A 26,453-nucleotide genomic window follows, 5' to 3' on the forward strand; every position below is an offset into this window, starting at 1 on the left:
TGATGCCGCCGGTGGAGTTCGAGCAAGCCCACTACGCTGCTCTCAACCGAGAGCAGCAACCCGTATAAGAGCGGCAGAGAACCTGGGGTGGTTCACACGTGTGGCCGTGGGTTCCGCATCGCCCCGCTAGCAATCATGGGAAGCGCGGTCCGGCCCGGCACGCGTCAAAGGTGCCTCCGGCACTGACCGCGCGCTTGACACGTAACCGTCAAGTTCGACGCATTTCAGCCTATGGCTTCAGGTAGACGTCGACCTCGGGCAGCACTTCGGACAGCGGTCGGTGCATGTCCAGCTGGAGGTAGTTGTCCGAGGGACGTTGAACGCGGTCCATCGAGTCGCGGAACAGCGCCTCGCCGTCCACCAGCTCGTCACCGAGGTCCACTGGCGGATGGTCCACGCCACGACGGTGGGTCCTCAGCCGCGGCCGCCGACGAAGTCTCTCGTCGAGGACCTTCAGATCACGAACCTGGCACTCGATGTATCTGTAGCTCGCATCGTGCTGCCTGGCGATTTCCATGCCCTCGGTCAGGATCCTCGGCCAGAAACACGGACTGTCCATGACCACAGGATGCCCTTGAGTGAGCACGTGACGCGCCTGCGCGTACATCACCTCGTACGCAGCCTTGGTACTACTGGTGAGGTCGAAGCCCGCGTCGAGTACGGCGGACTTGATGATGTCGTAGTCAACGGCAACCGCACCGAACGCGTCGACGACGTGGGCGGCCACGGTGGACTTCCCAGAACCTGGAACGCCCGACATCTGCAGCAGGAACATCGCGTGCCGATCCTCCATCTCGTCGCCGTTGCGGCGCCTCGACCACGACTGCGTGCCGTGTGGCGAGCCACCCTACAACGCGATACCAGCGACCCACGGTTGCATCGGACACTGATTGGCCCGTCGGACACCGGACCGCCGTGGGAGGATTTGGGAGCGAACCAGGAGCAACAACGGTCTTGTAGCGGGCCCAAATCGGAACAACCAGGAAGGCGAAACGCCTTGTAGGTAGGAGAACGAACGTCGTCCCGAGAGACCATCAACGCGACTCCTGCCCGCTGCTGTTTGACCCGGGAGGCAGAACGGGAGGCCAAGGCTCCAGCTCCGACCTTGGCGTCGATCTGCGTGCAGATCTGATCCATCGTCGCGGCCCCGATCAGACCTGGACGCTCAACGAGTTCGAGCCCCTCGGCTGATCAATCGCTGGTCGCGCAGGGAGCAGAGGTCATCCGGCTTGGAGGATGTGGCGGCGCACTCGCCGGGGCACAATCAAGCCCCGCGTCCGATGAGGCTGCCTTGTTTGGGGGTTTAGATGTTCTTCACCCTGTCCAGCCTGGTGCTCGGTGTCGTTCTGTTGGCGATCGTGCTGGGATCGTGCGCTATCGGTGTGCTGGTCGGGCGTCGGTTGCACGAACACCACGAGACATGGCGAGAGCCGATCGGAGTCGTGCAGGCGGCGCTGCTGGGGTTCGTGGCGCTCATCCTCGCCTTCGGATTGACGATGGCGGTGGGTCGGTACGAGACCCGGCGGGTCGAGCTGGTGAAGGAGACGAACGCGATCGGTACGACCTATCTCCGGGCGCAGACGTTGTCGGAGCCCGTCCGTAGCCAGTCGCTGGAGTTGCTGAAGCGCTACACCGATGTGGAGATCCGTCTGTCGACGACGCGGCCGGGCTCCGCCGAGGCGCGGCGCGTCGTGGCGAACGGCGGGGTCATCCAGCGGCAGCTGTGGGCGCTCGCCGCTGACTCACTGCGGGAGGCCCCCGACGCCAGCGCTCCGCGTCTGTACATCGACAGTCTGAACTCGATGATCGACAGCCAGACCTCGCGTGTCGCAGCACTCGGCAATCGCGTGCCCACATCGGTCTTGGTCCTCGAGGTGGTCGGCGCGTCGGTGGCGTTGGGACTGCTTGGCCTCTACCTCACTGTGCTTGGCCGTGGCCTGCTACCAATCCTGCTCGCCGCCGTGTTCGTCTCGCTCCTGCTGCTGGTCACGTTCGACCTCGACCGGCCGACCCGTGGCCTCATCACGGTCCCGTACACGCCACTGGTGGAGCTGCGGGCGTCGATGGACTTGCCGCCGGCGGCAGGCGGCGGCTAGCCCGGTGAGCGCGAACGCTCACCACGCCGCAGGTACCTATTCTCGCAGACGACGCCGGCATGACTGTCTACATGGGATGCCCCGATCTGCTCGGTGGCGAGGACGGCAGGATGGTACTGGTCGACTTTGCGAAGTGACTATCGGGAAGGGTTCGGGATGGGCACCAACGGCACTCACCGGAGTGTCAGTGGACAGGCTGTCTGGGATGCTGCCGTGGTTGGCTGGCGGCGGTTGGCGGAGCAGCCGTCGGCCGATGGGGTGTTCAGCTGGGAACGGCATGGCGAGGCCGACTGCTTTTGGTGGACCGGTCGGCCCGGCAAGATCGCGCACCAGCTGTTTCTGAGCGCGCCATCAGCGGAGGCATTGGCCCGTGCGGTTCGCTTGGCGCTGGAATCGCCGACCCGTCAGGGCGGCTGCGACGTGTCCGTCCGCATCCTCGATCGCCCGGATCTCGCGGCGGCACTCGACGAGCTCCGCCCGACCTCCTCCAACACCGCGCCGCTGATGCTCTGTGAGCTCGCCAATCGCCCGGCGTCACCGCCCTCGAAGTTCACCACCGCGATCATCAGCGACTCCGAGGAGCGGGCCCGACTACTGCGCATGGTCGGCGGCGTGTACGACGACCCGGACGGCCTGACCGGATTCTTCCATGGCACCGGTGCCGCCGACATCGTCGGAGCCTTCGATGGCAACAGCCTGGTCTCGTCGGCGACCGTCGTCACAGCCGGAGACACGGCGAACCTCTGGTCGGTCGCCACAGCCCAGGAGGAGCGTGGCCGGGGCGCGGCGTCGGCAGTCGTTGCCGCGGCGCTGGATCATGCGGTCGCTGCGGGATGTACCCGGGCGGGCCTCGGCACCTCGGACGAACTCGTCTCCTGGTACAGCTGGTTCGGATTCGCCGAGGTCGGACGTGAGCGCAGCGCGGTGATCAGCCAGTCCACCGCTGCCAATTGATCGACCCGACCATACTGATTCTCGATCACGAACTCCTGTGCAGCGCACCAGAGCCTGCGTCAGCCAGCGCTTCCTCGGGCGACGGCCGGGAGCGTATCTTGAGGGCGTGGCATCGAAATCCTTGCCGCAACGCGCAGTCCACGCGGTCGGCGAAAGCCCGGTCGCCGAGCGGCTTGCCCGCGCTCAGGAGCTGGCCTACGGGCCGCTGATCGAACGGGTACGACGCAGCCCGCTGCACACCGACGTACTGGGTCATTCGTTGCATCCGTCGCTGACCGACGTGACTACCGGGTGCTGGCTCGGCACGTCCCTTCTCGACCTCGCCGGTGGGTCCGAGTCGCGTCGCGGGGCGTCGCTCCTCGCCGGGTTCGGACTGCTGGCGTCCGTGCCGACGGCTCTCGCAGGCGCCGGCGACTGGGCGGAATTGTCAGGCGCTGAACGCAGGATCGGTGCGGTCCACGGGCTCGGCATGGACGTTGCAATACTCCTCTTCGCCGGCTCGCTCGTCGCGCGTCTGCGCGGCCGGCACCGGCTCGGCACAAAGCTCGCCGTAGCCGGGAACCTGGTCATCGCGGGTGCGGGCTTCCTCGGCGGGCATCTAGCCCTGCACCGCGGAACTGCCCGCCGAACTTCCATGGCTGAGCGCACCTAGAGCTCTCAACCCAATGCAGTGCCCATCATCGGCACGGGCGCCTTCGTAAGTTGGGCCGGGGACGCCGGTCGCGTGCCGGATGGCATTGCGTTGGCCCGGTCGGGCCATTCCGTCGCCCGGGCCGGTGAGCGCATGCTGGAAGACGAGGGTGGGGTGGCCCTCACCAAGGGGGAGGCGGTTTCATGACCGAGCGACGTCCGACTGAGCCCACGCGCGCCGACCAGGTCGCTGCCCTTGCACCAGAGTCAGCGCGTACGCGGATCGGCATCGTCGTGGCCGGATCGCTGGCCGCTGGGTTCGCAGCGGCGGTCATCCTCGCGTTCCTGCCAGTCGACACCGTGGATATGAACTTTTCCACCGCGATGGTGCTGTTCGGCTTCGCGCTCGGGTGGGCGCTCTTGGCGGTGCTGTCCATGCGGTTCACCGACCAGCCTCAACGCTGGGCTATAGCGCCCGCGATCTTCATGGCCGTGTCTGGTGCGTTGGTGCTCATGGTCCCGGACTCTGTGGTGGACGCGCTGGGGTGGGTTTGGCCGCCGGCTGTGTTGGTCTTGGTCGTCTGGGCGTGGGTCCGCGCTAAGCATGAGATGCATAGCCGCGCCAGAGCGTGGCTGCTGTGCCCGGTGCTGATCATCCTGGCGCTTCTCGCCGTCGGCGGGGGGTACGAAAGGATCAGTCGGTCCACCGCACCGGCGGTTGCCATGCGCGGGCAACTCGTCGACGTGGGATCGTACCGACTCCACCTGGAATGCCAGGGCTCACGCGGGCCGACTGTGATCCTTGAGCCCGGCGCGGGCGGATCGGCGGCGTCGATGGGGTTGATCGCTCCCGCCGTGGCCCGTGACAGCCGAGTATGCGTCTACGACCGGGCGGGGCGCGGCTGGAGTGATCCGGCTGCGAGTCCACCCGATGCTGCGCAGATCGCCACAGATCTCCACACGCTCCTTGACCGCGCACAGGTTCCGGGTCCGTATGTCCTGGCCGGACATTCATTTGGCGGGCTGTACGTGAGGACGTATGCCTCGAGGTATCCCGGGGAGGTCGCCGGTCTCGTCCTGGTTGACTCCACCGCCGCCAAGAACGAGCCCGTGTCCCCGCCGGAGGCGGGCTCTTACAGCGTCTTGAAGCATGTGTCTTCGTTGTTCGGGACGACTTCTCGGCTGGGCGTGGGCCGGCTTCTGGCCAACACCTCGTTCTCGGAGCTACCGCCGGAGTACCGGGACGATGCCCGCGCCACCGCCGCCACCGGGAAGGAAATGAGCGGAACGCTCGATGAGTACGGCGTCGCGAATCGGTCCACGGCCGAGGCGGGAACGCTCCGTAGCGTCGATGCGAAGCCACTGGTCGTCCTGACCGCCGAACGCGGAAACTCCAAGGGTTGGATGGCTGACCAGAACAAGACAGTCACTCTGTCCAGCAACAGCCTCCATCGCGTCGTGCCAGGGGCAACCCACGCTTCCTTCGTGGAGAACCCGGATCACGCCGCAGCGGTCACCCGCGCAATCCACGACGTCGTCGTCTCAGTACGTACCGGCGCACCGCTTACTCACCCCTGACATCGCGGACCAACAGACTCACGGTGACGCCCGCAGGGCGCAGATCGATCTTCAGATCCTGCTCGGCAGCGCCGGCGATCCGGCCGATCTCGTCGACGAGCGCGATACCTCTCGCGAGCGAACCGGTCCGGAAGTGGGCCGAGACCACGTGGTACAGCACGCGCCAGTCGTCGACACCGTCCGCCGCATGGAACTGCTCGGCCGTGATTCGCGCAGACATGCCGCTCAAGCTAACAGCGAGACCGGCCGGGGCCTCCTACACGTCAACGCCGTTCTGGCCGGCCCATTCGCAGCACAGCCGATGACCGCCAAACTGAGTTACCGCTCCCGTACTGCGTAGGTCAGGTGGGTCACCCGTTGCGTCGGCTCCGAACGGACCGGCTCCAGCGCGACCCTGGACGCGTCCACGCCGTCGAACAGGCGGGTGCCGGAGCCGAACAGCACCGGCGAGAGCGCGATCGTGAACTCGTCGATCAGACCGGCGTTCACGTACTCCAGGATCGTCGCGCCGCCGCCCGCGATGCGGACGTCGCGGTCGCCGGCGGCCTCGCGGGCCTGGTCGAGCGCGGTCTCGATGCCGTCGTTGACGAAGTGGAACGTCGTCCCACCCGGCCGCTCCCAGGGGTCACGTTTCTCGTGCGTCACGACGAAGACCGGCGTGTGGAACGGCGCCTCCTCCGGCCATGCCTGCTCGCCGGCGTCGAACATGCGCTTGCCCATGACGCTCACGCCGGTTCGCTCGAACGTCTCCCGCACGATGTCGTTGTCGCGGCCCTCCTCGCCGCCCTCGCCGAGCTTCAGGTTCTCCCGGAAGAACCGCAGCGGGAAGACCCACTGCTGCAGTTCCCCCCACTGCGCCATCCAGTGCCGCACGTCCGGGTCGTCCTGCTTGTCGGTCGTGAAGAGGTCCTCAACGGGCACGGGCTCGGGCGCGATGTAGCCGTCCAGCGACATCGTCACGCTGAAGAACACCTTTCCGGCCATCAGTCCTCAGCTCCCTTCCGAACGATCTCGGTGACGTAGGCAGCCAGATTGGTCAGGGTCTGCTGGCCGCCCTCGATCGCGTGGTACTTCTCGACCGCCTCGTCGCGCAGCTCCTTGGTGGGGAACACCGTGCGCATCTCGATCCGGGTCGCCGCGCCGTCGGGCGCGAACGTGAGGACCGACTTGAAGGCGTTCGGGTCGTCGCGGGACTCACCGTGCAGCAGCGCGATCCGCTCCGGCGGGGCGATCTCGGTCCAGGAGATCCACTCCTGGTAGTCCGTCCCGTCCGGTCCGTGCATCACGAAGTCCCACTCCGCGCCGACGCGGAACTCGAAGGACCGCGTGGTGGTGGTGAACCCCTCCGGTCCCCACCATCGCGACAGGTGCCGGACTTCGGTGAACGCCTCGAACACCAGCTCCCGTGGGGCACTGATGACCCGGGAGATCACGATCTCGCGGTCGGCCGTCGCCGGCTCCGCCCGCGTTTCTTGCCTTGCTCCTGCCATCGGTCATTCCTCCTGCTGTGCCTGTTTGAGGTCCTGCACGTAGGCGTCCAGCCGGTCGAAACTCTCGTTCCAGAACCGCTCGAACCCGCCGGTCCACTCGTGGACCGGTCGCAGCCCGCGGGCGTCCAGGCCGTACAGGCGCTGCTTGCCTGCCTTGCGGTCCCGCACCAGCCCCACCTCCCGGAGCACCCGCAGGTGTTTGGACGCCCCCGGCTGGGTCATCCCCAGCTCCTGGGCCAGGTCGGTCACCGGCCGCTCACCCGCCCGCAGCAGCACCAGAATCTCCCGGCGCTGCGGCTCGGCGATCGCGTTGAAGACGTCCGACGTCGTCGCTGCTCGTGCCATGGATGCAATCATATGCCCATATCGGCATGCGTCAAGCCGGAGGAATCAGGCGGAGTGTCATCAACCTCGTCCGCGCTCAGGTCGCGGAGAGGCTCGCCGGATGGGAAGTCTGGGCACCAGGGCGGGGACCCGGGCGGCGTAGTCGTCGTACGACGCTCCGAACGTGGCGCGGAGGTCGCGCTCCTCGAACCTCATTCCAACGGCGATATAGCCCGTCGCGGCGAGGGCGAAGAGAAGATGCGATGCGCCCATCCGTGGCGTCGCCCAGAAGGCCAGCACCAGCCCGGTCATCAACGGGTGCCGTACGACGGCGTACAGACCGCCGACATACAGGTCAGAGGTGAGACCGGGGTCGCGAGCTGCGGCCCATCCGGCCTGCCGCAGCCCAAGGAGTTCGAGGTGATCGAATCCGAACGTCGCGGTGATGGCCAGCGCCCAACCGGCAGCGAACAGCGACCAGGCGATGACCGCGACCACGCCCTCGGCATGCCAGATCTGCCCACCCCAGGGTTGCCAGAACACCAGTAGCAGCGCGAGGCAGATGTCTGTGGCGAGCACGTACGACGTGCGTTCGAGCGCCGCCGGGATCCGCCGGCTCAGCCATGACTTCACCGTACGACGCGCCATCACCGAGTGCTGGACGGCGAAGAACAGTAGCAGCGCCAGGTCGATGGCGACCGCACGAGCGGTGGTCGTGCGGTCGGGTCCGTCGACGGTCCTGGGGACGACCACGTCGGCGAGGAAGGCCATCGTCCACACGGTGACGGCGACGAACCCCAACCAGGCGGCGGCCGAGATGAGGAGATGTGCAGGGTGTCGGGACATGTCTCCATGCTGCGGAGTCGCCGTCCCCGGCGCAGCCGTGGAATTACCTCACTTGTACGGGTCTTGCGCGACGTACCAGGCTGCTACTTGGGAACGAGACCTGAACCCAAGCCGCAGCCGGATCCGTTCGAGGTGCGACTCGGCGGATCGTTCGCTGATGCCCAGGCGGTCGGCCAACTGGCGGTTCGTCAGGCCCTCCGCCACGAGGGCCGCGACTTCTGTCTGGCGGGCGGTGAGCCCCGTGGGAACGGTCCTTCGTAGCTGTGGCATTCCGAGGAAGCGTCGCACCTGCTCGACCAGCGACTCCACATCCCCGATGGCAGGAAGGTGCGAGCGACCCACGAGCTCAACGAGCTGGGCGCCAGGGATCGCGTCGGCGAGCACCCTGCTCTGATCGAACGGAGCGGCTCGATCTCCGCTCCGGTGCAGCACCAGCGTCGGCGCCTGCACCCGCGCGAGGCTCGGAAGCACATCCAGGGCGTAAGCGAGACGCAACAACGCGACCGCTGTCTCGGGCGAGGAGGCGGCGCGCTGGTAGCGGGCGAGCGCGAGGCGGGTGCCGGCATCAGCCTCGGGTGCGAAGAGATCGGTGAGCAGGTCTGATCCCAGACCCCAGTGAGAGGCAAGCAGCCCGAGCATGTGCCGCTTGCTGTCCTCGTCGCCGATGGCGTCACCGGTCGCCCAGCCGCCGTACAGCACCAGACGCGAAACCTTCTCCGGCTGATCGGCCGCCCACTGTGCGGCCACCGCCGCCCCAAGCGACCAGCCGAGGACGTCACAGCGGGTAATGCCGAGCGCTTCGGTCACCGCGTCGATCGTGGCAAGCTCGAGCGCCATCGTGCGAGGGCCGTCGTAGGCGTCCGAGAGGCCACAGCCAGGGCGGTCGTAGCGCACCAACGTGCGGCCCGACGACAGCGACTCGTGGAACATGCGCTCGGCGGGGATGGCCCATCCGAGCTCGAGGTGACTGAGCCATCCCGGCGCAACCAGCAGGAACGGCCCGCTGCCTGTCAGGGCATAGGCCACCCGCCCGCCATCGGCCAAGTGCGCCATCCCCAGGCGCTGGTCATGCGCAACCACAACACCAGTGAACAGCAGCGAGGTCGCGTTTGCTCAAGGGTCTTGACCGGCACCGCGCCCACCGCAGCTCATCGGCATGTGCGCGGCTCGCGGCAACCGAGTGCCTCCCCCTCCGCTCAGGTGAGCACAGTTTGGGACGAGTGCCGCAAGACGAAAGCGGCGATCGGCTCGGCCACCGCCGCGGGATCCGTGGCGACCGAGAAGTGGTCGCCGGCCTCGAGGTCGACGTCCTCGCACCGCGGGAACAGTTCGTGGAGAAAGGCTCGAGTCGCACGCGGCAGCGGTTCCCCGGGGTGCGCGGCCCACGACAGCACGGGGCAGTCGATGGCCGCTGCCTGTTCGGGCCGGAAGCTCCACTCGGCCAGCGCCGGCGCCTCGTATTCGAACCAGGTAGTCGCGTCCCGGATCCCCTGGTGGACGGCGCCGGGACCTGCGGCCCCGGCCGCTGAACGCCAGTCCAGGCCCTGCGATGTGAACAATGCGTCGTACGCGCCGATGACATCTCCGGCCTGGTAGCGACCGGCCATCGCCTCCATCAGCGGCTCGATGCTTCGCAGGACGTCCGCGAAGTCGCTGGCAGCCACCCAAGTGAACGGGGGCAGCGGCTCCAGCAGGGCCATGGACCGCACTCGCTCCGGGTGGGCGGCCGCGACCTCCATGACGATCATGGCGCCCTCGGAGTGGCCGACGAGGTGGGCGCCGTCCACCCCGAGGCGATCGAGCAGTGCGACCGCGTCGGCCACCTGGTCGTCGAAGCCACCTGCCGGTCCGCTGCTGTTGCCGATGCCCCGGCGGTGGTACCGGATGCGGCGGAACCCGGACAGGGCAGGCTGGGTGGCCAGGGGTCGCAGGAAGTCGGCCCAGATGGCGCCGTGGATGAACAGCATGGGCGCGCCCTCTCCCTCGACGTCGTACGCCAACTCGACGCCGTTCACAGTTGTTTGCTCCATCGGGGATCTCCTCTGTCCGTGTTTGTCAACCGTGGTGCCCGCCGTTGCGAGCCGACGGATTCGAGAGTGGCTCACAGCGACGCCGGGCCGGATCGGCATTGGCCGCCAACCTGCGGGAGATGAAGTGGGTACTACTACCCACCTCCGGACAGGAGGTCCATGCTGGACGCATGGAAGCCGTCGACACGGCTCACCTGGCCCGTGCGCGGGAGCTCCACACGGCGTCCCGCTGGGAGGAGGCCTGCGCGGAGTACGCCGCGGCCGACGCCGAACAGCCGCTCGCCGTCGACGATCTGGAGGCGTACGCCGAGGCAGCCCAAGTCTCGGCGCGGGGGGACGAGGCGGTCGCCCTGCTTCGCCGTGTCTTCGACCTCCGGGTCAGCGCCGACGAGCCCGGCGATGCGGCGTACGCCGCGTTCTGGCTGTGGTGGGCCTTCTTCACCAACAACGAGATCGTCCAGGCAAACGGGTGGCTCAAGCAGGTTGGCCGCGCTCTGGGCCCTGATGTTGCCGCTAGCCCATGGCTGAGGATCCCCGAGGCGATGGCGCATGGGATGACCGGAAACCACTCACACGCCGACGAGCTGCTGAGTGCGGTCGTCGACGGCAGTCATGGCGAGGTTGTCCCCTGGGCATTGTGCGTGTGGGGTCAGTCCCTGATCGACGCAGGGCGGCTCCAGGACGGTCTTGATCGCCTGGACGAGGCGATGGCGGCTCTCCTCCACGATGGCCTGTCCCCGCGGGTGACCCCCTGGATCTACTGCGCCGCGGTCCGCGGTTGCTGTCTGGCGCGCGACTTCGCTCGCGCCCGGGCGTGGAACCGGTCGATGGCCGGCTGGCTCGATTCGCTGGGCAGGCTGGGCGGCGCGTACCTCGGGAACTGCCGCATCTACCGCTCACGGTTGATGTGCCTGACGGGCGCTTGGCCCGACGCCCTCGAGGAGATCGCCGCGGTCTGTATCGATCTCGACGGCTACGCCAGCTGGGTCTGCGGCCACGCCTTCTACCAGCTCGGTGAAATCCAGCGGCTCCGTGGCGAGTGGGATGCCGCTGAGGAGGCGTACCGCCGCGCGGCCGAGAGCGGCTGCCCGACCCAGCCGGGGCTCTCGCTCCTCAGGCTCGCCCAAGGTGACGTCGACGCCGCGTCAGCCGGCGTACGTCGGGCGTTGGCCGAGGTGACCGCGACGCCCGATCGTCTGGACCTGTTGAAGGCCGCGGTCACCATCTACCTCGAGGATGGGAAAACCGACGCGGCCGGGGATGCCGTGGCCGAGTTCGAGGAGACCGCCGGGGAGATGCCCACGCCCGTCATCGAGGCCGAGGCGTCCGCCGTGAGGGGCGCGCTGGCGCTTTCCGAGGGCGATGCCGCAAGCGCGTTGCCGCTCCTTCGACGGGCCGCTGGTGGTTGGCAGGAGCAGGATGCCCCGCACGAGGTGGCGAAACTGAATGTCCTGATCGGACGGGCTTGTCGCGCACTCGGTGACCACGACGGCGCCCAGCTCGAATTCTCGGCGGCCCGGGAGACGTTCGAGCGGCTGGGTGCGCGTCCGGACTTGGTGCAGTTGGACCGGATCGTCGCGGCCGCGGACGCCGATGCCGAGACCCACGGGCTCACCCAACGGGAGATCGAGGTTCTCCGCGCCATCGCCCAGGGCAAGCCGAACCGTGCGATCGCCAATGAACTACACCTCAGTGAGCGCACCGTCCATCGCCACGTGGCCAACATCTTCACCAAACTCGACGTCGACTCGCGGACCGCCGCAGTCGCGTGCGCGATCAAGCAGCGCATCGTCGAGGTAGGCATCCTCTGACGCTCGGCCTCCTGGCTCGGCGCGGGTGCGGGCGCTCTTCCGTTCGACAGGGCGGGTACGCCGTGGCGTGCGCGGCGGCACTCGACCGGTTCGAGAAGTACGGTGCCGAGCAATGGTTCGGCCTGTGGGGTGCGGAGTACGGCGACGTGGCCGACGGATCGTGAAATTCTGGCAGCTGGGTGTCGGATCTGGGGTGAGGCGTTCGTTGCAGGGGTGAGAGGCGGCTGGAGGAAGGCCGCCCGGGACAAGGAGCGATGAGATGACGCGGTACCTGATCTCGTTCGAGAACGGTGCGATGGACCACATCACCAAGGAGGACTTGCCCGAGGTGGGCAAGGCCGCTCACGCGGTGGTTCAGGAGGCCAAGGATGCCGGCGTGTTCGTCTTCGCCGGCGGGCTGGAACCTGACGTGGCGGGCGCCAGGGTGACCACCGACGGGCTCGTCATGGACGGCCCGTACCCGGAGAGCAAGGAGCTCCTCGGCGGCGTCTTCGTCGTCGACGTACCCACCCTGGAGGCCGCCCTGGAGTGGGCCGCGAAGATCGCGGCCGCCTGCCGCTGCGCGCAAGATGTCCGCCAGTTCCTGGACGACCCAGAGATCTGATCCCAGGTCCACGGAGGCCGGTTCCCAGCTGGGAGACCGGCCTCTCGGATGACCTGACGTCAGGCGAAGAGTTCGCCGAGGAGCTCGGGGTGGATGGGGATGGGGGCGGGGCGGTAGGCGGGCGGCCGGGTTGCCCAGCAGTTCGCGGACCAGGAAGTCCCAGGCGCGGGTGCGGACGTAGGCCAGGCAGTCGATGAAGACGTGCTCGGCCCCGGGCACGATGAGCAGCTCGAAGTCCTTGTTGGCGGCAACGAGCCGGTCGGCCAGCCGGCCCGCTCGGTCTCGTCGACGTGCCGGATCTGCCGCACCGCCCACTGCCCGGAGGTGAGCTGCCCGAGCAGTTCGCCGGTGTTCAGGTCGTACCGGTACAGGTGACCCCAACCGTCGCGCTGCGAGTACCACAGGACCTCACCGGCGAGCACCCGCACGATCGGCGGCTGGTACCCCCACTGGTTGGGCTCCACGCGGGTGGCCCCGGCCTCGCTGAGCACGGTGGTGACCTCACCGGTGGCCGGGTCCATCCGATGCAAAGTGAGGGTACGACGGTCGCGCGGCTGGCTGAGGTAGTAGACCGCCGAGCCGTCCTCCGCCCGGCCTGGTAGTTCTCGGTGGTGCTCATTCGTTGCGTCCTTCTCGGGTCGGAGACCGGTGTTGTTCAGAGGGCGTGGGCGGCGATGTCGCCCGTGGTGGTGGTGGCGTGGATGGTGAGGTCGGGGTTGTCGGCGGCGTTCTTGAGGGTGTTGTCGATGCGGCCGAGGGTGGTGCCGGCGTCCAGGGTCGCCGAGACTCCGGGGGCGGCGCCGACGGAGACGTCGCCGACCTGGGTGCGCAGTACGACGGTGCCGCGGACGGCCTCGGTGATCCGGATGTCGCCCTTTGTGGTGCGGATCTCCGCGGAGCCGTCGAGGCGGGTGATCGAGACGTCACCGGCGTCGGTGCTGACCCGGACGTTCCCGACCTGGTCGAGCTCGATGCCGCCGTGCGAGCCCTCGTAGCTGAAGTCGCCGTATCGTCCGGCGGCCCGGAACTCGGCGCTGGCCGCCTTCGCCTCGACCTGGGAACCGGCGGGCAGGTTGACGGTCACGTCGACGTAGCCGGAGCTGCCGAGGATCTGGTTCTTCACCAGGCCCTCGATCCGCAGCACGCTGCCGTCGTACTCGACCGTGGTCTGCTCCGCGGCCTTCACGTCGCGGCTCTTCGCGGCGTTCGCGGGCAGTACCTCGACCGTGGTGTCGGTCCGGTCGGTGGCGACGAACTGGATGCGGCCGGCCGGGATGTCGAGGACGACGGAGATCGGGGTGGTGGTGTCGAAGGTCTGCATTGTCTGCTCCTGAACTCAGTGACGAACGTGATGACAGGAGCAACACTGACCGGGCGCCCTGACACCGGACAGCCACCGCACTGACTCGGCTGTCAGGCGTGTCAGGACGGTGTCAGGGCGGTGACTGGGCGACCCGGGACTGTTGTCGCATGACGAGTTCAGCGATCACGGCTTCCGGTCTCCGGAAGGCCTACAAAGACAAAGTGGTGCTCGACGGCATCGACCTGGATGTCCCCGCGGGCACTGTCTTCTCCCTGCTCGGCCCGAACGGGGCCGGCAAGACGACCACGGTGAACGTGCTGACCACGTTGATCAAGGCCGACGGCGGGGCGGTCCGGGTTGCCGGGCACGACGTCGCGACCCAGGCCAAGGCGGTGCGCGCCGCGATCGGGGTCACCGGTCAGTTCGCGGCGGTGGACGAGCTGCTGACAGGGCAGGAGAACCTGCAGCTGATGGTGGACCTGAACCGGGCGACCTCCGGCGACGGCGCGGGGATCGTCAGCAACCTGCTCGAGCGGTTCGATCTGGTGGAGTCGGCGCAGAAGCCGGCCTCGACGTACTCCGGCGGTATGCGCCGGAAGCTGGACCTGGCGATGACGCTGGTCGGCAACCCGCAGATCATCTTCCTGGACGAGCCCACGACGGGACTGGACCCGCGCAGCCGCCGGACGATGTGGACGATCATCCGCGAGCTGGTGGCGGACGGCGTGACCATCTTCCTCACCACCCAGTACCTCGACGAGGCCGACCAGCTCGCCGACCGGATCGCGGTCCTCGACCAGGGCCGCTTGGTTGCCGAGGGCACCCCCGACGAGCTCAAGCGCCAGCTCCCCGGCACGCACGTCCGCCTGCGGTTCAGCAGCGTCGAGGAACTCGACGGGGCCGCGCGGATCTTCGCCGACTCGACGCGGGACGACGACGCACTGACCCTGCGGGTTCCCAGCGACGGCGGGACGAAGTCCCTGCGGGCCCTGCTCGACCGGCTCGACGAGCACGCACTCAGCGCCGAGGAGTTCTCGGTGCACACGCCCGATCTCGATGACGTTTTCCTCGCCCTGACGGGCCACACCACGGAGGTAGTCGCGAAATGAGCACCAAGTCCCCATCGATGGTCATGTTGAGTCGCGACTTCAAGCACATCGCCCGGAACCCGACCTCGGTGTTCAACGCGGTCCTGATGCCGGTCGTGATGCTGTTCATGTTCGTGTACCTGCTCGGCGACGCGTTCAGCGTGGGCGTCGACTACGTCGACTACGCGACGCCGGGAATGCTGCTGCTGGCCGTGTGCTACGGGCTGGGGGCCACCGCCACGGCGGTGAACAACGACATGACGAAGGGCATCATCAACCGGTTCAAGGTCATGGACGTCCCCCGCGGCGCGGTGCTGAACGGCAAGGTCGTCGCCAGTGTGCTGACCAACCTGGTCGCCATCGCGGCGGTCATCGGGGTGGCGTTCGCGCTGGGCTTCAGCCCGTCGGCGAGTCTCGCCGACTGGCTCGGCGTCATCGGCCTCGTCGTACTGCTCGGTGTCGCCTTGGGCTGGCTCACGGTCGCCTTGGGAATGGCGGCGAAGTCGGTGGAGACGGCCGGTCTGGCCGCCGTACCGCTGATCATGCTGCCGTTCTTCAGCAGCGCGATCGTGCCGGCGGACAAGATGGGCCCGGGCGTCCGGCACTTCGCGGAGTACCAGCCCTTCACGCCGATCATCGAGACGTTGCGCGGGCTGCTCAACGGCGCACCGTCCTCCAGCGACGCGATCCAGGCGGTCGCCTGGTGCGTCGCGATCGCTCTCGTCGGGTACTTCTGGGCGTCGTCCACGTTCACGAAGCGCGCGTGAGGAGAGCTGTCATGCCCACATTCGTCACGCCGGGACCGATCGCCGCGACCGTGGAGGTCGCCGGAGCTCAGGTGCGGGTCACCGCGAGCGACCGGACCGACACCGTGGTGCTGGTCGAACCCATCGACGCGACGAACCGGTCGGACATCAAGGTGGCCGACCGGACCAAGGTCGAGTTCGCCGACGGTCAGCTGTCGGTCAAGACGACCGTCTCCGGGAGCAAGGGCGGGTCGGTCGCCATCGCGATCGACCTGCCCACCGGCTCCAGCCTGGCCGCGTACCTGGCGCACTCGGCCGTGCAGGCCGACGGCTCGTACGGCGAGTGCGCGCTGCACCTGGCATCGGGTCGGGTCCAGCTGGATCGCGCCGGCGCGCTGCAGGCGAGCATCGCGTCCGGTGAGGTCGCGATCGGCCACATCGCCGGGCCCGCCACCATCGACGGCGGGGCGTTCGCGCTGCGGATCGGCGAGGTCGAGGGGAGGGTCGGGCTCACGAACTCGGGTGGGCAGACCTGGATCGGTCACGCCTCGGCCGACCTCGATCTCGGCAGCGCCAGCTGCGACTTCGACATCGACCGCGCCGACGGCGACATCACCGCCGCGACCGCCAGCGGTGCCCTGAGGATCGGCCGGATGACCAACGGTCAGGCGAAGCTGACGAACGGCTCGGGAGACATCGAGGTCGGCATCAGCGAGGGCGCCGCTGCCTCCATCGACGTCAACAGCGAGCGAGGAGCGGTGCACGACTTCGTCTCGCCACAGGGAAACCCTGACCGGTGGGACTCCAAGGTCATGGTCTACGCCCGTACGCGGCACGGCGACATCATCGTTCAACGCGCAGCAAGCTGACCCTCACCACGATCGCGGCTCCGGCCAGGCTCACGATGCGAGGGTGACCTCGACCAGGTCCGAGTAGCTCGTCTGCGTACCCTCCTGTGTCACCTCGGCGAACCGTGCTTCGCCGAGGTGACGTCGAGCGTCCAGCTCGATCCGGGCCGCATCGGGCTGGGAGCGATCCGGCATCCCGCGGAGGCCGACGCCGGCCGCGAGCAGCCGCGCCGCCTGGTCGTACTGGTCGAGGCGAGCGGCCAGGTCCGCGACTCCGACGAGCATCTTGGCGATCACGCTCGCGGCCCCCGCCTCGGATGCCGCCTGCCAGGCAGCCACGCGATGGGTCCGGGACTCCCTGACATCCTCGGCCAGGTAGCCGAGCAGGTCGTGGATGTCCGCGCGGATGTACGGCTGGTCCGCGGCATCGCCCAGGAGGCTGGTCGCGAGGCCGAGTTGACGGCGGGCCTCCTTGGCGTCACCGCCCAGGCGGGCAAGCTGCGCCTTGGCGAGGGCCAGGTTGACCAGAGCGTACGGCCAGGTGACACCTTCGGCGCTCCGCTCGGCGTCGGCGATGGTGGCAGCGCTGGCGTCGCGATCGCCGCCGAGCCAGTAGAGCACGGCCTGCTGGGTCCGCATCTCGATGACGTCCTCGACGGCGCCGACCTCGACCAGGACCGCGATCGCCTCGTCGTAGTACGCGCAGGCACCGCCGAACTCACCCCGCATGGCAAGTTGGCCCGCCAGCTCGGACAGGGCCAACGACATCCCGAACCGTTCGCCGAGCGTCCGGAACTCCGCGAGCGCCAGCTCCAACTGGCCCTCCACCTCCGGGCCGCCCTGGCCGAGGATGGTTCGCATCTTGCCGACCTGCCACCGAGCCATGGCGCGTACCCACGGGTCGACGCTGTCCAGCAACGACTCGAAGGCGGCCACTGCTTCCTCCGGGGCCTGCACAAGGCGTTCCAGCGGTACCACGAAGCCCAGCATCGGGTTGTCGTGCCGGCTGTGCTGACTGAACCGATACGCCTTGTGGATCCACTCCGCGCCAAAGTGTTCGTCGCCCCGCCCAGAGGTCACGTACAGCACCACGAGCCCGTACGTCATGGCCCGGATGTCGTCGGTCACCTCGCCCGGGAGGTTGGCGGCCGCGATCAGCAGCTCCAGGCCTTCGGTCCGGCGCCCGCCGAGCCACCAGTACCAACCGGCGGCGGACGCGAGTCGCATCGCCGCCTGTGCGTCACCGGCCGCGATCGCGCCCCGCACCGCGGCGCTGAGGTTGTCGTGGTCGGCCGCGAGGGTAGCGAGCCATTCCAGTTGCTCGGCGCGGCGCAGGTGTGGCTCCGCGGTCTCGGCGAGTTCGGTGAAGTAGGCAAGGTGCGCCTGCCGGGCCTGGTCCGACTCTCCGGCTTCGGCGAGCCGATCCGCGGCGTACTCCTTGATCGTGGTGAGCATCCGATAGCGGGGGGAACCATCGCCCGCGGTGACCAGCAGCGACTTCTCGGCCAGCGAGGTGAGCAACTCGAGTACTTGGTCTCGCTCGACCGCATCACCGAGGCAGACGCTCTCGGCTGCCTCCAGGCCGGCCCCGCCCGAGAACACCGATAGCCTGCGCAGCACCGTTCGCTCGGCATCGGTGAGCAACTCCCAGCTCCAGTCGACCACCGCGCGCAACGTCTTGTGGCGCGGCAATGCCGTACGGCTCCCGCTGGTCAGCAGCCGGAACCGGTCGTCGAGCCGGTTGGCGAGCTGCTCGATGGTCATGGTGCGCAACCGGGCGGCAGCGAGTTCGATCGCCAGCGGTACGCCGTCCAGCGCCCGGCAGATCCGCACCATCAACGCCGTGGTGTGCTCGTCGGTCCCGAGGTCCCTGCGCACCGCGCCGGCCCGATCCCGCAGCAACCGGAGAGCCGGCGAGGAGGCGACCTCGGCCAGGCCGGCGCCGGCCGGCAGCGCCAGCGGCTCGACCTGCCACAACGCCTCACCGGTGATGCCGAGCGGCTCTCTGCTGGTCGCCAGGATCCGCAGTCGTCGGCATTCTCCGAGCACCCGTTCGGCCAACGCCGCGACCGACTCGATCACGTGCTCACAGTTGTCCAGGATCAGCAGCATCTCCCGATCGCGGATCGCCGCGATCAGCCCGTCCACGGGGTCCGTGCTCGGCGACGCGCCGAGCAGGGCGTCTCGGAGCCCGAGCCCGGCCAGCGCCGTCTGCGCCACGTCACCGTCGGCGCCGATGGGCGCGAACTCGACCAACCAGATCCCGTCCGGCAGGTCGCCGATCATCGTCTGTGCGGTTTCCGTGGCCAGTCTGGTCTTGCCCGAGCCACCCGACCCGATCAGGGTGGTGAGTCGATGCTCGGCGATGAGGTCGCGGACCGCGGAGATATCCGTTTCCCGGCCGACGAAACTGGTGAGCTCGGCCCGTACGTTGGTCTTCCGGGTCTCGGCTGGCCGGCCCAGCTCGCCCCGCAGCAGGGCGACGTGCAGAGCCGACAACTCCGGCGAGGGGTCGACGCCCAGCGCATCGGCCAGGGCTTCCCTCGTACGCTCGTAGGCGAGCAGGGCCTCGGAGTCGCGGCCGGCCGCCACCAGGGACCGCATCAGCGCGGCAACAAGCCGTTCCCGCAGTGGGTGCGCGGTCACCGCGTCGGTGAGGTCCGCGACTACCTCGGCGCCGTGGCCGAGGCTGACCTCCGCGTCGTACCGATCCTCCATCGCCGCCAGGCGCAGCCCCTCGAGCCGAGTCGCCGCCGCGTCGAACGCTTCGCTGTCCTCCAACCCGACATCCTGCATGGCCGCACCACGCCACAAGGCGAGAGCCTCGCGCAGTCGCCGTACCCGCTGTGAATCGTCCTCAGTGCGGGCCTGACCGACGAGACGCTCGAACCGCAGGGCATCGACGGCGTCCGGCTCCACCGTCAACCGGTAGCCGCCGGTCTGCCCCTCGATCACACCTCCGGGCAGCGCCTTCCGCAGTCGGGAGGCCAAGCGTTGCAGGGCATTCGCCGCATCGGCGGGCGGGTGCTCGCCCCAGATCCAGTCGACGAGCGTCGCCTTCGGAACGACCCGCCCTGGTTCGAGCGCGAGGGCGACCAGCAGCCCGCGCAACCGGGCACCCGGTACGTCGACCAAGACACCGTCGTCCGTGTGAACCTCGAAGGCCCCAAGCATCCCGATCTGCACCTGCCCGATCTTGCCATGGGCAGTTACCTGCCCCCGACCGCTGACCCCGCCTGACCCGCCTGTCATCGGGCCTCACCGGCAGCGGATTCATCCCAGCGGGGTGACGTTGGGGCGGGTTCTGGCGCCGAGGATGGGGTCCTGATCGATGGGCAAGGAGTCCGACATGACCGCCTTTACGGTGTGGAAGTTCGATGGTCCGGAGGGGGCTCAGGGTGCCGCCTCGGTCCTCAAGGACTGCGAGCGGGATGGCCTGGTGAAGATTCTCGACCACGCGGTGGTCTCGTGGCCGGAAGGTGATGCGCAGCCGACCACCAAGCAGGGGGCACGAGGAGAACTGGCGCGGGACCGGGTGGGGAGCGTTCTGGGGGATCCTCCTCGGGGCCCTCTTCTTCATTCCCGTGATCGGGGGCGTGGCCGGGGCCGCGATCGGTGCGATCAGCAAGATGACGCAGGATTCCGGGATCACCAAGGAGCAACTGCACAAGATCCGCACCGAGGTGACACCGGGAACCTCGGCCCTGTTCGTGGTGACCGAGCAGGGCGATCTCGACCGGGTCGGCGAACGCTTCCATGGCAGGCACAGCAAGCTCATCGCCACGAACCTCACCGACGCCGAGCGTGAGGTGCTGCTGGAGACCTTCGGCGGTAAGTGACCCGACCACGGCGCCGGCCACGGGACTGACTGCTCCCTTAGCTGACGGCCTTCTTGATCAGGGTGGTGAGTTGCTTCTCGACGGCCGGGGTGAGCTTGGTGAGGGCGTAGGAGGTCGGCCACATGGCGCCGTCGTCGAGGTTGGCCGGGTCGTTGAAGCCGAAGGTGGAGTACCGGGCCTTGAACTTGCCGGCGCTCTGGAAGAAGCAGACGTTCTTGCCGGCCTTGTAGTACGCGGGCATCCCGTACCAGAGCTTCGGCTTCAGCTCGGGGGCGCTGGCCTTGACGAGCTCGTGGATCCGCTCGGCCATGGCGCGCTCCGCGTCCGGCAGTTCGGCGATCTTCTCCAGTACGGCGGCCTCGTCGTCCACCTTGCCGCCGCGTGCGGAGGACTTCAGCTCCCGCGCGCGCTCCTTCATCGCACCGCGCTCGTCCTCGGTGAAACCCTCGTACGACTTGTCCTTGGAGGTGGTGGCCTTCTTCGCCGTGGGTGCCATGAGCTCGTCCTGTCTGTGTGGTCTGTCTGTGTGACTTCAGACTATGGACCGGCCGGCCGTCGAGGCTTCTCGAATCCTGATCGATTCGGCTGCGTCGAGGGCAGCCGTCGTCGCAGTGGTGCCGGCAGGGAGCAGGGGGAGCCGGACCTGGGGGCTGGGGATCCGGCCGTGAGCTGACAGGACGGCCTTGATGACGGCGGGGTTGGGCTCGGCGAAGAGGGCTCGGGACAGCGGGACAAGACGGTTGTGGAGGCGGCGGGCATCGTCGGTCGGGCCGTCTCGCCAGGTGCTGACGAGGTCCGCGTAGGCGCACGTGGCCACGTTGGCGCTGGCCAGAATCGCCCCGGTCGCGCCGAGTGCCAGCAGCGGCGCGACGTAGAGGTCGTCACCGGCAAGGACCGCGCAATCAGTCGGCATCGTGCTCATGAACGCGATCGTGGCGTCGTCGATGCCGCCGACCGAGTGCTTGAACCCGGCAACGTTCGGGATGCGGGCGAGCCGGTCGAGAGCGTCGGCGCCCAAGGATCTGCCGGTGCGGTAGGGGACGTTGTAGACAATCAACGGCACCGGGCTGGCGGCCGCGAGCCGGCGGAAATGCTCGACGACACCGTCTTCCGACGGGCGGGTGTAGTAGGGAACGCCGGTGAGTACGGCGGTGGCGCGGGGATCGAGGTCGGCGAGCAGGTCGGCGGAGGCGGCGGTCGAGTTCGACCCGGCGCCGACGATCAACTGCGCGCCGCGCTGGGCGCACGCACCGGCACAGATGTCGACAACCCTGCGGCGCTCCGCGGGCGTCAGGGTCGCCGGCTCGCCGGTCGTGCCCAAGGCAACGATGCCGGCCGCGCCGTCGTCGAGTACGGCGTACGCCAAAGCCTCCAACGCGTCGGACGCGAGTTCGTCTGTCGGTGTGAATGGCGTGACCAGCGGAACGAAGAGACCGGTGAGTGACATGCGTACGACGATCACCCAAATCTGCTGTTCAGGTCCAGTTCGCATTTCTGTGGTCGAGCGTAAGGTCTCCTTATGCTCGACGTACGCAAACTCCGGCTCCTCCGCGAACTCGCTCACCGCGGGACGATCGCTGCCGTCGCCGAGGCGCTCGCCTACACGCCGTCGGCGGTGTCGCAACAGCTCACCGCCCTCGAACGCGAGACCGGCGTACCGCTGCTGGAACGAACCGGTCGACGGGTGAGGCTGACTCCGGCCGCACTGGGGTTGGTCGAGCGCACCGAGGAGATACTCGCGACGCTGCAGGAGGCGGCCGCCGAGCTGGCGGCCACCGCAAGCGCGCTCACCGGGACACTGCGCATCGGGGTCTTCCCGACAGCGGTCCAGACGATCCTGACGCCCGCTCTCGTCGCGCTGAGCACCGACCACCCGGGCCTGGATCTGACGGTGACCGAACTGGATCCGGCCGCGGTGCCCGATGCCCTCCGCGACGAAAGCCTTGATGTCGCGCTGATCCAGGAGTACGACTACGTGCCGATCGCATCCGACCAGGGTCTGCAGACCGAACCGCTGCTGGAAGAGACCGTTCACCTGGCCGCACTGACTGCCGAGCCCTTGACCGCGCAGCGTGACACCTCCTGGATCGCCGGTACGCCGGGGACGCTCTGCCATGCCCTGACCGTCAGAGCCTGCGAGGCAGCGGGCTTCACGCCGCGCATCCGCCACCACGCCGACGACTTCGGCGCCGTACTCGCGTTGGTGGCCGCCGGCCAAGGCGTTGCCTTCGTCCCCGACCTGGGCGCCGTCGCGCGGCCAGCTTCTGTCGTGCTGACACCACTCCCCATCCGCCGCAGAACCCACCTGGCCTACCGCCGAGGCACAGCCGACCACCCAGCAATCGCCGCCGCCCGCACCGCCCTGCACGCAGCCGCCTCCAACGGTGGGCGGGGGCAGGAAACCGCGGCATAGGGTTGCGGTGTGACCTTCGAAGCATTCCCGCATCAGCTGGAGACCGAGCGGTTGCGCCTGCGGGTCTGGGAGCCTTCGGACGCAGAGGATTACCGGGGGTTGTGGGCAGAGCGCGACCCTCGGGCTGCTCGCCGGATCGACGAGGACGGCCGGCCCACGGTCGAGGACATTCGCGGGTGGCTGGTGAAGAATCCGCTCGCCGCGGAGCCGGGCCTGGGACTGTTGCCGATCGTACGGCGGAACGAGGGCGACCTCATCGGGTACTGCGGACTCACCGTCGGGCGGGCAAGCTTCGAGGAACCCGAGATCGCCTATGAGCTTGCGCAACGGGCTCACGGGTTCGGTTACGCGACCGAAGCAGCCAAGGCAGTCGTCGAGGCTGCGGCGGCAACCGGTCGACAGCGGCTGTGGGCCACGGTATGGGACTGGAACGCGGCCTCGCTCCGCGTGCTCGAAAAGCTCGGGTTCTACGACAGCGGTCGCGTCACTGAGGACCCGCAGCGTGGCACCACCATCTGGATGACGCGCGAGCTGGAAGGGCGGAGTGCCCCAAGGCCATCCGCATCCTCGAGGAAGAACTAGCCACCCGAGGCCTCAGCTTCGCTGATCGTCCCCGGAGCATCTAACGCTCCTTGGGTACGACGCGGATCCCGTAGGCGACCGCGAGGCCGAGGGTTACCGGCGTGCCGTCGTGTTCGACGTCGATCGTGCCGGCGGCTTCATGGCGGCGGTTGACCGTGAGGGTGGAGCCGATCGTGATGCCGAGCTGGTCGAGCTGCCGGAGCAGCTCGGGGTCACTGTCGGAGACCCGCGCCACCCGCGCCCGGACGCCTTCCCCGACAGTGTCCAGCCGGAGCTGGTTGTCGTCGGGGAGGCTCCCGTCCGACCGGGGGATGGGATCGCCGTGCGGATCGTGGTCCGGTTCGCCGAGGCGACTGGCCAGCCGGTCGATGAAGGTGTCGGAGACCGCGTGCTCGAGGATCTCCGCCTCTTCGTGCACCTCGTCCCAGGTGTAGCCCAGGTAGTCGACCAGGAACGTCTCGATCAGGCGATGCTTGCGGACCATGGCGAGCGCGATCAGCTGTCCTTCCGGGGTCAGCTCGATCGCGCCGTACCGGGCATGGGAGAGCAGCCCGCGCTCGGTGAGTTTGCGGACCAGTTCGGACACCGACGACGGCGACAGGCCCAGCCGGCCGGCGAGAGCGCCGACGGTCACCGGTTCCTCGGACCACTCCCTGGCGTTGAAGACCGCCTTGAGGTAGTTCTCGACGACTCTGGATTCCATCGCGTCCTTACCTTCATCTCATCGCGGCCGCCCGGCGGCGACTGGTGGTCAGGTGTCGGCCGAGCACCCCGTGGCGTGGGCTGAACAGATAGACCAGGGCGAACACGACACCCTGGACCACGACGACGAGTCCACCCGAGGCGGCGTCGAGCCAGTAGCTGAGGTAGATGCCAAGGACCGAGCATACGGCGGAGATGACCGGCGCGATCAGCAGCATGCGGCCGGATCGATCGGTGAGCAGGTACGCCGTCGCGCCCGGAATGATCAGCATCGCCACCACCAGGATCACACCGACGACCTGGAGCGCGACCACCGCGGTGAGCGCCAGCATGCCGAGCAGCAGCGCCCCGAGCCGGCGCGGCGAGAGACCGATCGCGTGGGCGTGGATGGGGTCGAACGCGTAGAGCGTCAGGTCGCGGCGCTTCAGCACCAGGACGACGAGTGCCACCGCGGCCAGGACGCCGATCTGGATCAGGTCGGTGGTCGAGACGCCGAGGATGTTGCCGAAGATGATGTGGTTCAGGTCGGTCTGGCTCGGGGTGACGGAGACGAGCACCAGCCCGAACGCGAACAGGGTGGTGAACACGATCCCGATCGCGGCGTCCTCCTTGATCCTGCTGGTGTCGCGGACGATCCCGATCAGCGCCACCGCGAGGAACCCGAACACCACCGCACCAAGGGCGAACGGGGCTCCGATGATGTAGGCGATCACGACGCCGGGCAGTACGGCGTGAGACACCGCGTCACCCATCAGCGACCAGCCGAGCAGCACCAGCCAGCACGACAGCACCGCACACACGACGGCGGCGAACACCGTGGTGATGAGCGCGCGGACCATGAAGTCGTACTGCAACGGCTCCAGCAGAAAGTCGAGCGGCGTCACGCCGCACCATCCTGCTCGAGTACGTCGAGACCGAAAGCGCGGGCGAGGTTGGTCGGCTGCAGCGCGTCCGACACCGAGCCGTGGAACAGCACCCGCTGCAGCAGCAGGATCGCCTCATCCGCCAACTGGGGCAGGGCGTGCAGGTCGTGGGTCGACACCAGAACGGTCCGGCCGTCGGCAGCCAACTCCCTGAGCAGTCCGACGATGGTGGCCTCGGACCGCTTGTCCACACCGGCGAACGGCTCGTCCAGCAACAGGATCTGGGCGCCCTGCGCGATGCCGCGGGCAACGAACGCCCGCTTCTTCTGCCCACCGGACAACCGTCCGATCTGCCGGTCCGCGTACTCGGTCAGTTCCACCCGTTCCAACGCCTCGGCCACCGCGGCGTGGTCGGCCGGACGGGTACGCCGAGTGAAGCCCTGGTGCCCGTACCGGCCCATCATCACCACGTCGTGCACCGACACCGGGAAGGTCCAGTCGACGTCCTCGGTCTGCGGGACGTAGCCGATCCGGCCGCGTTTGCGGGCGACCGCCGGGTCGATGCCGTCGAGCCGGACCTGCCCCTGGTCGGGACGGATCATGCCCATGATCGCCTTGAACAACGTGGTCTTACCGGATCCGTTCATGCCGATCAGGCCGGTCACCCTGCCCGGCCCGACGCTCAGCGACACCCGGTCGAGGGCGACCACATCGCCGTACCGGGCGACGACGTTCTCGACCTCGATCGCCGTCATGAGGTGCTTCCCGTGAGGCCGCGGATGATCGTGTCGGCGTCGTACCGGATCAGGTCCAGGTACGTCGGAACCGGGCCGTCTGCCTCGGACAGCGAGTCGACGTACAGGGTGCCGCCGAACTCGGCGCCGGTGCCGGACGCGACCTGCCGCATCGCCTTGTCCGACACGGTCGACTCGCAGAACACCGCGGGTACGGCGTTGGTCTTCACGAACTCGGTCGTCGAGGCGATCTGCTGTGGCGTGGCCTGCTGTTCGGCGTTGACCGGCCAGATGTACTTCTCGGTGAGCCCGGCGTCGCGCGCCAGGTAGGAGAACGCGCCCTCGCAGCTGACCAGCGCGCGCTGCTTCTTCGGCACCTCCGCCAACTCCGCCACGAGCTCGTCCTGGACCTTCTGCAGCTCCGCCTTGTAGGTCTTGCCGTTCGCCGCGAAGGCGGCCGCGTTCTCGGGATCGAGCTCGGCGAACGCGTCGACCATGTTGTCCACGTAGATCTGCACGTTCTTGGGGCTCATCCACGCGTGCGGGTTCGGTTTGCCGGCGTACGAGTCCTCGGTGATGTCCATCGGCGCGACCCGGTCCGAGACGACCTTGTGCGGTACGTCGACAGACTCGACGAACTGGTGGAACCACACCTCCAGGTTGAGGCCGTTGTCCAGGATCAGGTCGGCGTCCGAGGCCTTCCGGATGTCTCCCGGGGTCGGCTCGTACCCGTGGATCTCGGCGCCCACCTTGGTGATCGACTCCACTGTGAGATGGTCGCCCGCGACGTTCCGCGCGATATCGGCGAGCACGGTGAACGTCGTCAGTACGACCGGCTCGTCGGTGCCGGAGGCCTGGCTCGTCGAGCATGCGGGCAACACCCCGAGGGCCAGCAGCAACGGCAGCATCACGACAGTTTTCGGCACACCGAAAACATAAGAGTTCGGTGCACCGAAAACAAGGCCGGATTGC

At 68.3% G+C, this 26,453-nt stretch carries 29 protein-coding genes; 12 read left to right on the forward strand and 17 right to left on the reverse strand.

All coding sequences use genetic code 11. The features are described from left to right. Positions 1–229: 229 nt before the first annotated feature. On the reverse strand, positions 230–793 hold the full coding sequence (locus ACGFIF_RS00005) for an AAA family ATPase (RefSeq protein WP_393149632.1): 564 nt from the start codon (positions 791–793) through the stop codon (positions 230–232). A 514-nt stretch (positions 794–1,307) separates the two neighbouring features. Here ACGFIF_RS00005 and ACGFIF_RS00010 point away from each other — a divergent pair. The 4 genes from ACGFIF_RS00010 to ACGFIF_RS00025 all read left to right on the forward strand — a co-directional run bounded on the left by ACGFIF_RS00010 (position 1,308) and on the right by ACGFIF_RS00025 (position 5,258). Beyond that, positions 1,308–2,096, forward strand: a complete 789-nt coding sequence (locus ACGFIF_RS00010) for a hypothetical protein (protein ID WP_393149634.1) — start codon at positions 1,308–1,310, stop codon at positions 2,094–2,096. A 213-nt stretch (positions 2,097–2,309) separates the two neighbouring features. Beyond that, positions 2,310–3,050 carry a GNAT family N-acetyltransferase gene (locus tag ACGFIF_RS00015; protein ID WP_393149636.1) on the forward strand — a complete coding sequence of 247 codons (741 nt, stop codon included), beginning with the start codon at positions 2,310–2,312 and terminating at the stop codon, positions 3,048–3,050. Between the two features lie 106 nt (positions 3,051–3,156). After that, entirely contained in the window at positions 3,157–3,702 is a 546-nt protein-coding gene (locus ACGFIF_RS00020; protein ID WP_393149638.1) for a DUF2231 domain-containing protein, read from the forward strand. A 182-nt stretch (positions 3,703–3,884) separates the two neighbouring features. Next, on the forward strand, positions 3,885–5,258 hold the full coding sequence (locus ACGFIF_RS00025; protein ID WP_393149640.1) for an alpha/beta fold hydrolase: 1,374 nt from the start codon (positions 3,885–3,887) through the stop codon (positions 5,256–5,258). On the opposite strand, the gene ACGFIF_RS00030 is transcribed toward ACGFIF_RS00025, so the two are convergent. The 7 genes from ACGFIF_RS00030 to ACGFIF_RS00060 all read right to left on the reverse strand — a co-directional run bounded on the left by ACGFIF_RS00030 (position 5,245) and on the right by ACGFIF_RS00060 (position 9,948). Beyond that, positions 5,245–5,478, reverse strand: coding sequence for a hypothetical protein (locus ACGFIF_RS00030; RefSeq protein ID WP_393149642.1), 234 nt, complete (start codon positions 5,476–5,478; stop codon positions 5,245–5,247). The genes ACGFIF_RS00025 and ACGFIF_RS00030 overlap by 14 nt on opposite strands. 98 nt (positions 5,479–5,576) lie before the next feature. Then, the gene (locus ACGFIF_RS00035) at positions 5,577–6,242 is read right to left on the reverse strand and encodes a dihydrofolate reductase family protein (RefSeq protein WP_393149644.1); all 666 of its coding nucleotides are present in this window, start codon (positions 6,240–6,242) and stop codon (positions 5,577–5,579) included. Next, positions 6,242–6,748, reverse strand: coding sequence for an SRPBCC family protein (locus ACGFIF_RS00040; RefSeq protein ID WP_393149646.1), 507 nt, complete (start codon positions 6,746–6,748; stop codon positions 6,242–6,244). Before ACGFIF_RS00040 ends, ACGFIF_RS00035 begins: the two co-directional genes overlap by 1 nt. Positions 6,749–6,751: 3 nt before the next feature. Then, the gene (locus tag ACGFIF_RS00045; RefSeq protein WP_393149648.1) at positions 6,752–7,093 is read right to left on the reverse strand and encodes an ArsR/SmtB family transcription factor; all 342 of its coding nucleotides are present in this window, start codon (positions 7,091–7,093) and stop codon (positions 6,752–6,754) included. A 60-nt stretch (positions 7,094–7,153) separates the two neighbouring features. Continuing rightward, positions 7,154–7,918: a methyltransferase family protein gene (locus ACGFIF_RS00050; protein ID WP_393149650.1), complete on the reverse strand. Its 765-nt coding sequence runs from the start codon at positions 7,916–7,918 to the stop codon at positions 7,154–7,156. Positions 7,919–7,966: 48 nt separating this feature from the next. Continuing rightward, positions 7,967–8,998 carry an alpha/beta fold hydrolase gene (locus ACGFIF_RS00055; RefSeq protein ID WP_393149652.1) on the reverse strand — a complete coding sequence of 344 codons (1,032 nt, stop codon included), beginning with the start codon at positions 8,996–8,998 and terminating at the stop codon, positions 7,967–7,969. A gap of 116 nt (positions 8,999–9,114) precedes the next feature. Next, the gene (locus ACGFIF_RS00060; protein WP_393149654.1) at positions 9,115–9,948 is read right to left on the reverse strand and encodes an alpha/beta fold hydrolase; all 834 of its coding nucleotides are present in this window, start codon (positions 9,946–9,948) and stop codon (positions 9,115–9,117) included. A 170-nt stretch (positions 9,949–10,118) separates the two neighbouring features. Here ACGFIF_RS00060 and ACGFIF_RS00065 point away from each other — a divergent pair, with 170 nt between their 5' ends. Continuing rightward, positions 10,119–11,759, forward strand: coding sequence for a LuxR C-terminal-related transcriptional regulator (locus ACGFIF_RS00065; RefSeq protein ID WP_393149656.1), 1,641 nt, complete (start codon positions 10,119–10,121; stop codon positions 11,757–11,759). 259 nt (positions 11,760–12,018) lie between these two features. Further along, positions 12,019–12,363 carry a YciI family protein gene (locus ACGFIF_RS00070; RefSeq protein ID WP_393149658.1) on the forward strand — a complete coding sequence of 115 codons (345 nt, stop codon included), beginning with the start codon at positions 12,019–12,021 and terminating at the stop codon, positions 12,361–12,363. 59 nt (positions 12,364–12,422) lie between these two features. Here the strand turns inward: ACGFIF_RS00070 and ACGFIF_RS00075 are convergent, their stop codons facing one another. After that, on the reverse strand, positions 12,423–13,022 hold the full coding sequence (locus tag ACGFIF_RS00075; RefSeq protein WP_393153595.1) for a DPP IV N-terminal domain-containing protein: 600 nt from the start codon (positions 13,020–13,022) through the stop codon (positions 12,423–12,425). Beyond that, positions 13,019–13,684 carry a DUF4097 family beta strand repeat-containing protein gene (locus ACGFIF_RS00080; protein WP_393149660.1) on the reverse strand — a complete coding sequence of 222 codons (666 nt, stop codon included), beginning with the start codon at positions 13,682–13,684 and terminating at the stop codon, positions 13,019–13,021. The genes ACGFIF_RS00075 and ACGFIF_RS00080 overlap by 4 nt, the downstream gene beginning before the upstream one ends. Before the next feature lie 149 nt (positions 13,685–13,833). On the opposite strand from ACGFIF_RS00080, the gene ACGFIF_RS00085 reads away from it, so the two are divergent. From ACGFIF_RS00085 to ACGFIF_RS00095, 3 genes are read left to right on the forward strand one after another with little or no spacing between them, the layout of a single operon-like run. Then, a complete protein-coding gene (locus tag ACGFIF_RS00085; protein ID WP_393149662.1) occupies positions 13,834–14,775 on the forward strand; it encodes an ATP-binding cassette domain-containing protein in 942 nt (313 codons plus the stop codon). Further along, positions 14,772–15,521, forward strand: coding sequence for an ABC transporter permease (locus ACGFIF_RS00090; RefSeq protein ID WP_393149664.1), 750 nt, complete (start codon positions 14,772–14,774; stop codon positions 15,519–15,521). The genes ACGFIF_RS00085 and ACGFIF_RS00090 overlap by 4 nt, the downstream gene beginning before the upstream one ends. An 11-nt stretch (positions 15,522–15,532) precedes the next feature. Continuing rightward, positions 15,533–16,369 carry a DUF4097 family beta strand repeat-containing protein gene (locus ACGFIF_RS00095; protein WP_393149666.1) on the forward strand — a complete coding sequence of 279 codons (837 nt, stop codon included), beginning with the start codon at positions 15,533–15,535 and terminating at the stop codon, positions 16,367–16,369. A gap of 30 nt (positions 16,370–16,399) precedes the next feature. On the opposite strand, the gene ACGFIF_RS00100 is transcribed toward ACGFIF_RS00095, so the two are convergent. Next, on the reverse strand, positions 16,400–19,534 hold the full coding sequence (locus ACGFIF_RS00100) for a BTAD domain-containing putative transcriptional regulator (protein ID WP_393149668.1): 3,135 nt from the start codon (positions 19,532–19,534) through the stop codon (positions 16,400–16,402). 296 nt (positions 19,535–19,830) lie between these two features. On the opposite strand from ACGFIF_RS00100, the gene ACGFIF_RS00105 reads away from it, so the two are divergent. Further along, positions 19,831–20,187 carry a DUF1269 domain-containing protein gene (locus ACGFIF_RS00105; protein ID WP_393149670.1) on the forward strand — a complete coding sequence of 119 codons (357 nt, stop codon included), beginning with the start codon at positions 19,831–19,833 and terminating at the stop codon, positions 20,185–20,187. A gap of 37 nt (positions 20,188–20,224) precedes the next feature. On the opposite strand, the gene ACGFIF_RS00110 is transcribed toward ACGFIF_RS00105, so the two are convergent. After that, positions 20,225–20,683 (reverse strand): iron chaperone, encoded by a 459-nt coding sequence (locus ACGFIF_RS00110; RefSeq protein WP_393149672.1) that lies wholly within the window; start codon positions 20,681–20,683, stop codon positions 20,225–20,227. 36 nt (positions 20,684–20,719) lie between these two features. Continuing rightward, entirely contained in the window at positions 20,720–21,634 is a 915-nt protein-coding gene (gene dapA / locus ACGFIF_RS00115) for a 4-hydroxy-tetrahydrodipicolinate synthase (protein WP_393149674.1), read from the reverse strand. A gap of 72 nt (positions 21,635–21,706) precedes the next feature. On the opposite strand from dapA, the gene ACGFIF_RS00120 reads away from it, so the two are divergent. Both ACGFIF_RS00120 and ACGFIF_RS00125 read left to right on the forward strand, forming a co-directional pair. Beyond that, positions 21,707–22,600, forward strand: a complete 894-nt coding sequence (locus tag ACGFIF_RS00120) for a LysR family transcriptional regulator (RefSeq protein WP_393149676.1) — start codon at positions 21,707–21,709, stop codon at positions 22,598–22,600. Positions 22,601–22,609: 9 nt separating this feature from the next. Further along, positions 22,610–23,182: a GNAT family N-acetyltransferase gene (locus tag ACGFIF_RS00125; RefSeq protein ID WP_393149678.1), complete on the forward strand. Its 573-nt coding sequence runs from the start codon at positions 22,610–22,612 to the stop codon at positions 23,180–23,182. Positions 23,183–23,222: 40 nt separating this feature from the next. Here ACGFIF_RS00125 and ACGFIF_RS00130 read toward each other — a convergent pair whose 3' ends face one another. From ACGFIF_RS00130 to ACGFIF_RS00145, 4 genes are read right to left on the reverse strand one after another with little or no spacing between them, the layout of a single operon-like run. After that, entirely contained in the window at positions 23,223–23,885 is a 663-nt protein-coding gene (locus tag ACGFIF_RS00130) for a metal-dependent transcriptional regulator (protein WP_393149680.1), read from the reverse strand. 13 nt (positions 23,886–23,898) lie between these two features. After that, complete coding sequence (locus tag ACGFIF_RS00135) at positions 23,899–24,768, reverse strand: metal ABC transporter permease (protein WP_393149682.1); 870 nt, start codon at positions 24,766–24,768, stop codon at positions 23,899–23,901. Then, on the reverse strand, positions 24,765–25,502 hold the full coding sequence (locus tag ACGFIF_RS00140) for a metal ABC transporter ATP-binding protein (RefSeq protein WP_393149684.1): 738 nt from the start codon (positions 25,500–25,502) through the stop codon (positions 24,765–24,767). Before ACGFIF_RS00140 ends, ACGFIF_RS00135 begins: the two co-directional genes overlap by 4 nt. Further along, the gene (locus ACGFIF_RS00145; protein WP_393149686.1) at positions 25,499–26,407 is read right to left on the reverse strand and encodes a metal ABC transporter substrate-binding protein; all 909 of its coding nucleotides are present in this window, start codon (positions 26,405–26,407) and stop codon (positions 25,499–25,501) included. Before ACGFIF_RS00145 ends, ACGFIF_RS00140 begins: the two co-directional genes overlap by 4 nt. Positions 26,408–26,453: the final 46 nt, after the last annotated feature.

It is taken from the genome of Kribbella sp. NPDC049174, assembly GCF_043197365.1.
GTDB lineage: Bacteria > Actinomycetota > Actinomycetes > Propionibacteriales > Kribbellaceae > Kribbella.

Bases quoted from the DNA above. Each gene is read 5' to 3' on its own strand.
- ACGFIF_RS00005 (WP_393149632.1), bottom strand. From the start codon at position 793: ATGGAGGATCGGCACGCGATGTTCCTGCTGCAGATGTCGGGCGTTCCA.
- ACGFIF_RS00010 (WP_393149634.1), top strand. From the start codon at position 1,308: ATGTTCTTCACCCTGTCCAGCCTGGTGCTCGGTGTCGTTCTGTTGGCG.
- ACGFIF_RS00025 (WP_393149640.1), top strand. From the start codon at position 3,885: ATGACCGAGCGACGTCCGACTGAGCCCACGCGCGCCGACCAGGTCGCT.
- ACGFIF_RS00030 (WP_393149642.1), bottom strand. From the start codon at position 5,478: ATGTCTGCGCGAATCACGGCCGAGCAGTTCCATGCGGCGGACGGTGTC.
- ACGFIF_RS00035 (WP_393149644.1), bottom strand. From the start codon at position 6,242: ATGGCCGGAAAGGTGTTCTTCAGCGTGACGATGTCGCTGGACGGCTAC.
- ACGFIF_RS00040 (WP_393149646.1), bottom strand. From the start codon at position 6,748: ATGGCAGGAGCAAGGCAAGAAACGCGGGCGGAGCCGGCGACGGCCGAC.
- ACGFIF_RS00045 (WP_393149648.1), bottom strand. From the start codon at position 7,093: ATGGCACGAGCAGCGACGACGTCGGACGTCTTCAACGCGATCGCCGAG.
- ACGFIF_RS00050 (WP_393149650.1), bottom strand. From the start codon at position 7,918: ATGTCCCGACACCCTGCACATCTCCTCATCTCGGCCGCCGCCTGGTTG.
- ACGFIF_RS00060 (WP_393149654.1), bottom strand. From the start codon at position 9,948: ATGGAGCAAACAACTGTGAACGGCGTCGAGTTGGCGTACGACGTCGAG.
- ACGFIF_RS00065 (WP_393149656.1), top strand. From the start codon at position 10,119: ATGGAAGCCGTCGACACGGCTCACCTGGCCCGTGCGCGGGAGCTCCAC.
- ACGFIF_RS00070 (WP_393149658.1), top strand. From the start codon at position 12,019: ATGACGCGGTACCTGATCTCGTTCGAGAACGGTGCGATGGACCACATC.
- ACGFIF_RS00080 (WP_393149660.1), bottom strand. From the start codon at position 13,684: ATGCAGACCTTCGACACCACCACCCCGATCTCCGTCGTCCTCGACATC.
- ACGFIF_RS00085 (WP_393149662.1), top strand. From the start codon at position 13,834: ATGACGAGTTCAGCGATCACGGCTTCCGGTCTCCGGAAGGCCTACAAA.
- ACGFIF_RS00090 (WP_393149664.1), top strand. From the start codon at position 14,772: ATGAGCACCAAGTCCCCATCGATGGTCATGTTGAGTCGCGACTTCAAG.
- ACGFIF_RS00095 (WP_393149666.1), top strand. From the start codon at position 15,533: ATGCCCACATTCGTCACGCCGGGACCGATCGCCGCGACCGTGGAGGTC.
- ACGFIF_RS00105 (WP_393149670.1), top strand. From the start codon at position 19,831: ATGCGCAGCCGACCACCAAGCAGGGGGCACGAGGAGAACTGGCGCGGG.
- ACGFIF_RS00110 (WP_393149672.1), bottom strand. From the start codon at position 20,683: ATGGCACCCACGGCGAAGAAGGCCACCACCTCCAAGGACAAGTCGTAC.
- dapA (WP_393149674.1), bottom strand. From the start codon at position 21,634: ATGTCACTCACCGGTCTCTTCGTTCCGCTGGTCACGCCATTCACACCG.
- ACGFIF_RS00120 (WP_393149676.1), top strand. From the start codon at position 21,707: ATGCTCGACGTACGCAAACTCCGGCTCCTCCGCGAACTCGCTCACCGC.
- ACGFIF_RS00130 (WP_393149680.1), bottom strand. From the start codon at position 23,885: ATGGAATCCAGAGTCGTCGAGAACTACCTCAAGGCGGTCTTCAACGCC.
- ACGFIF_RS00140 (WP_393149684.1), bottom strand. From the start codon at position 25,502: ATGACGGCGATCGAGGTCGAGAACGTCGTCGCCCGGTACGGCGATGTG.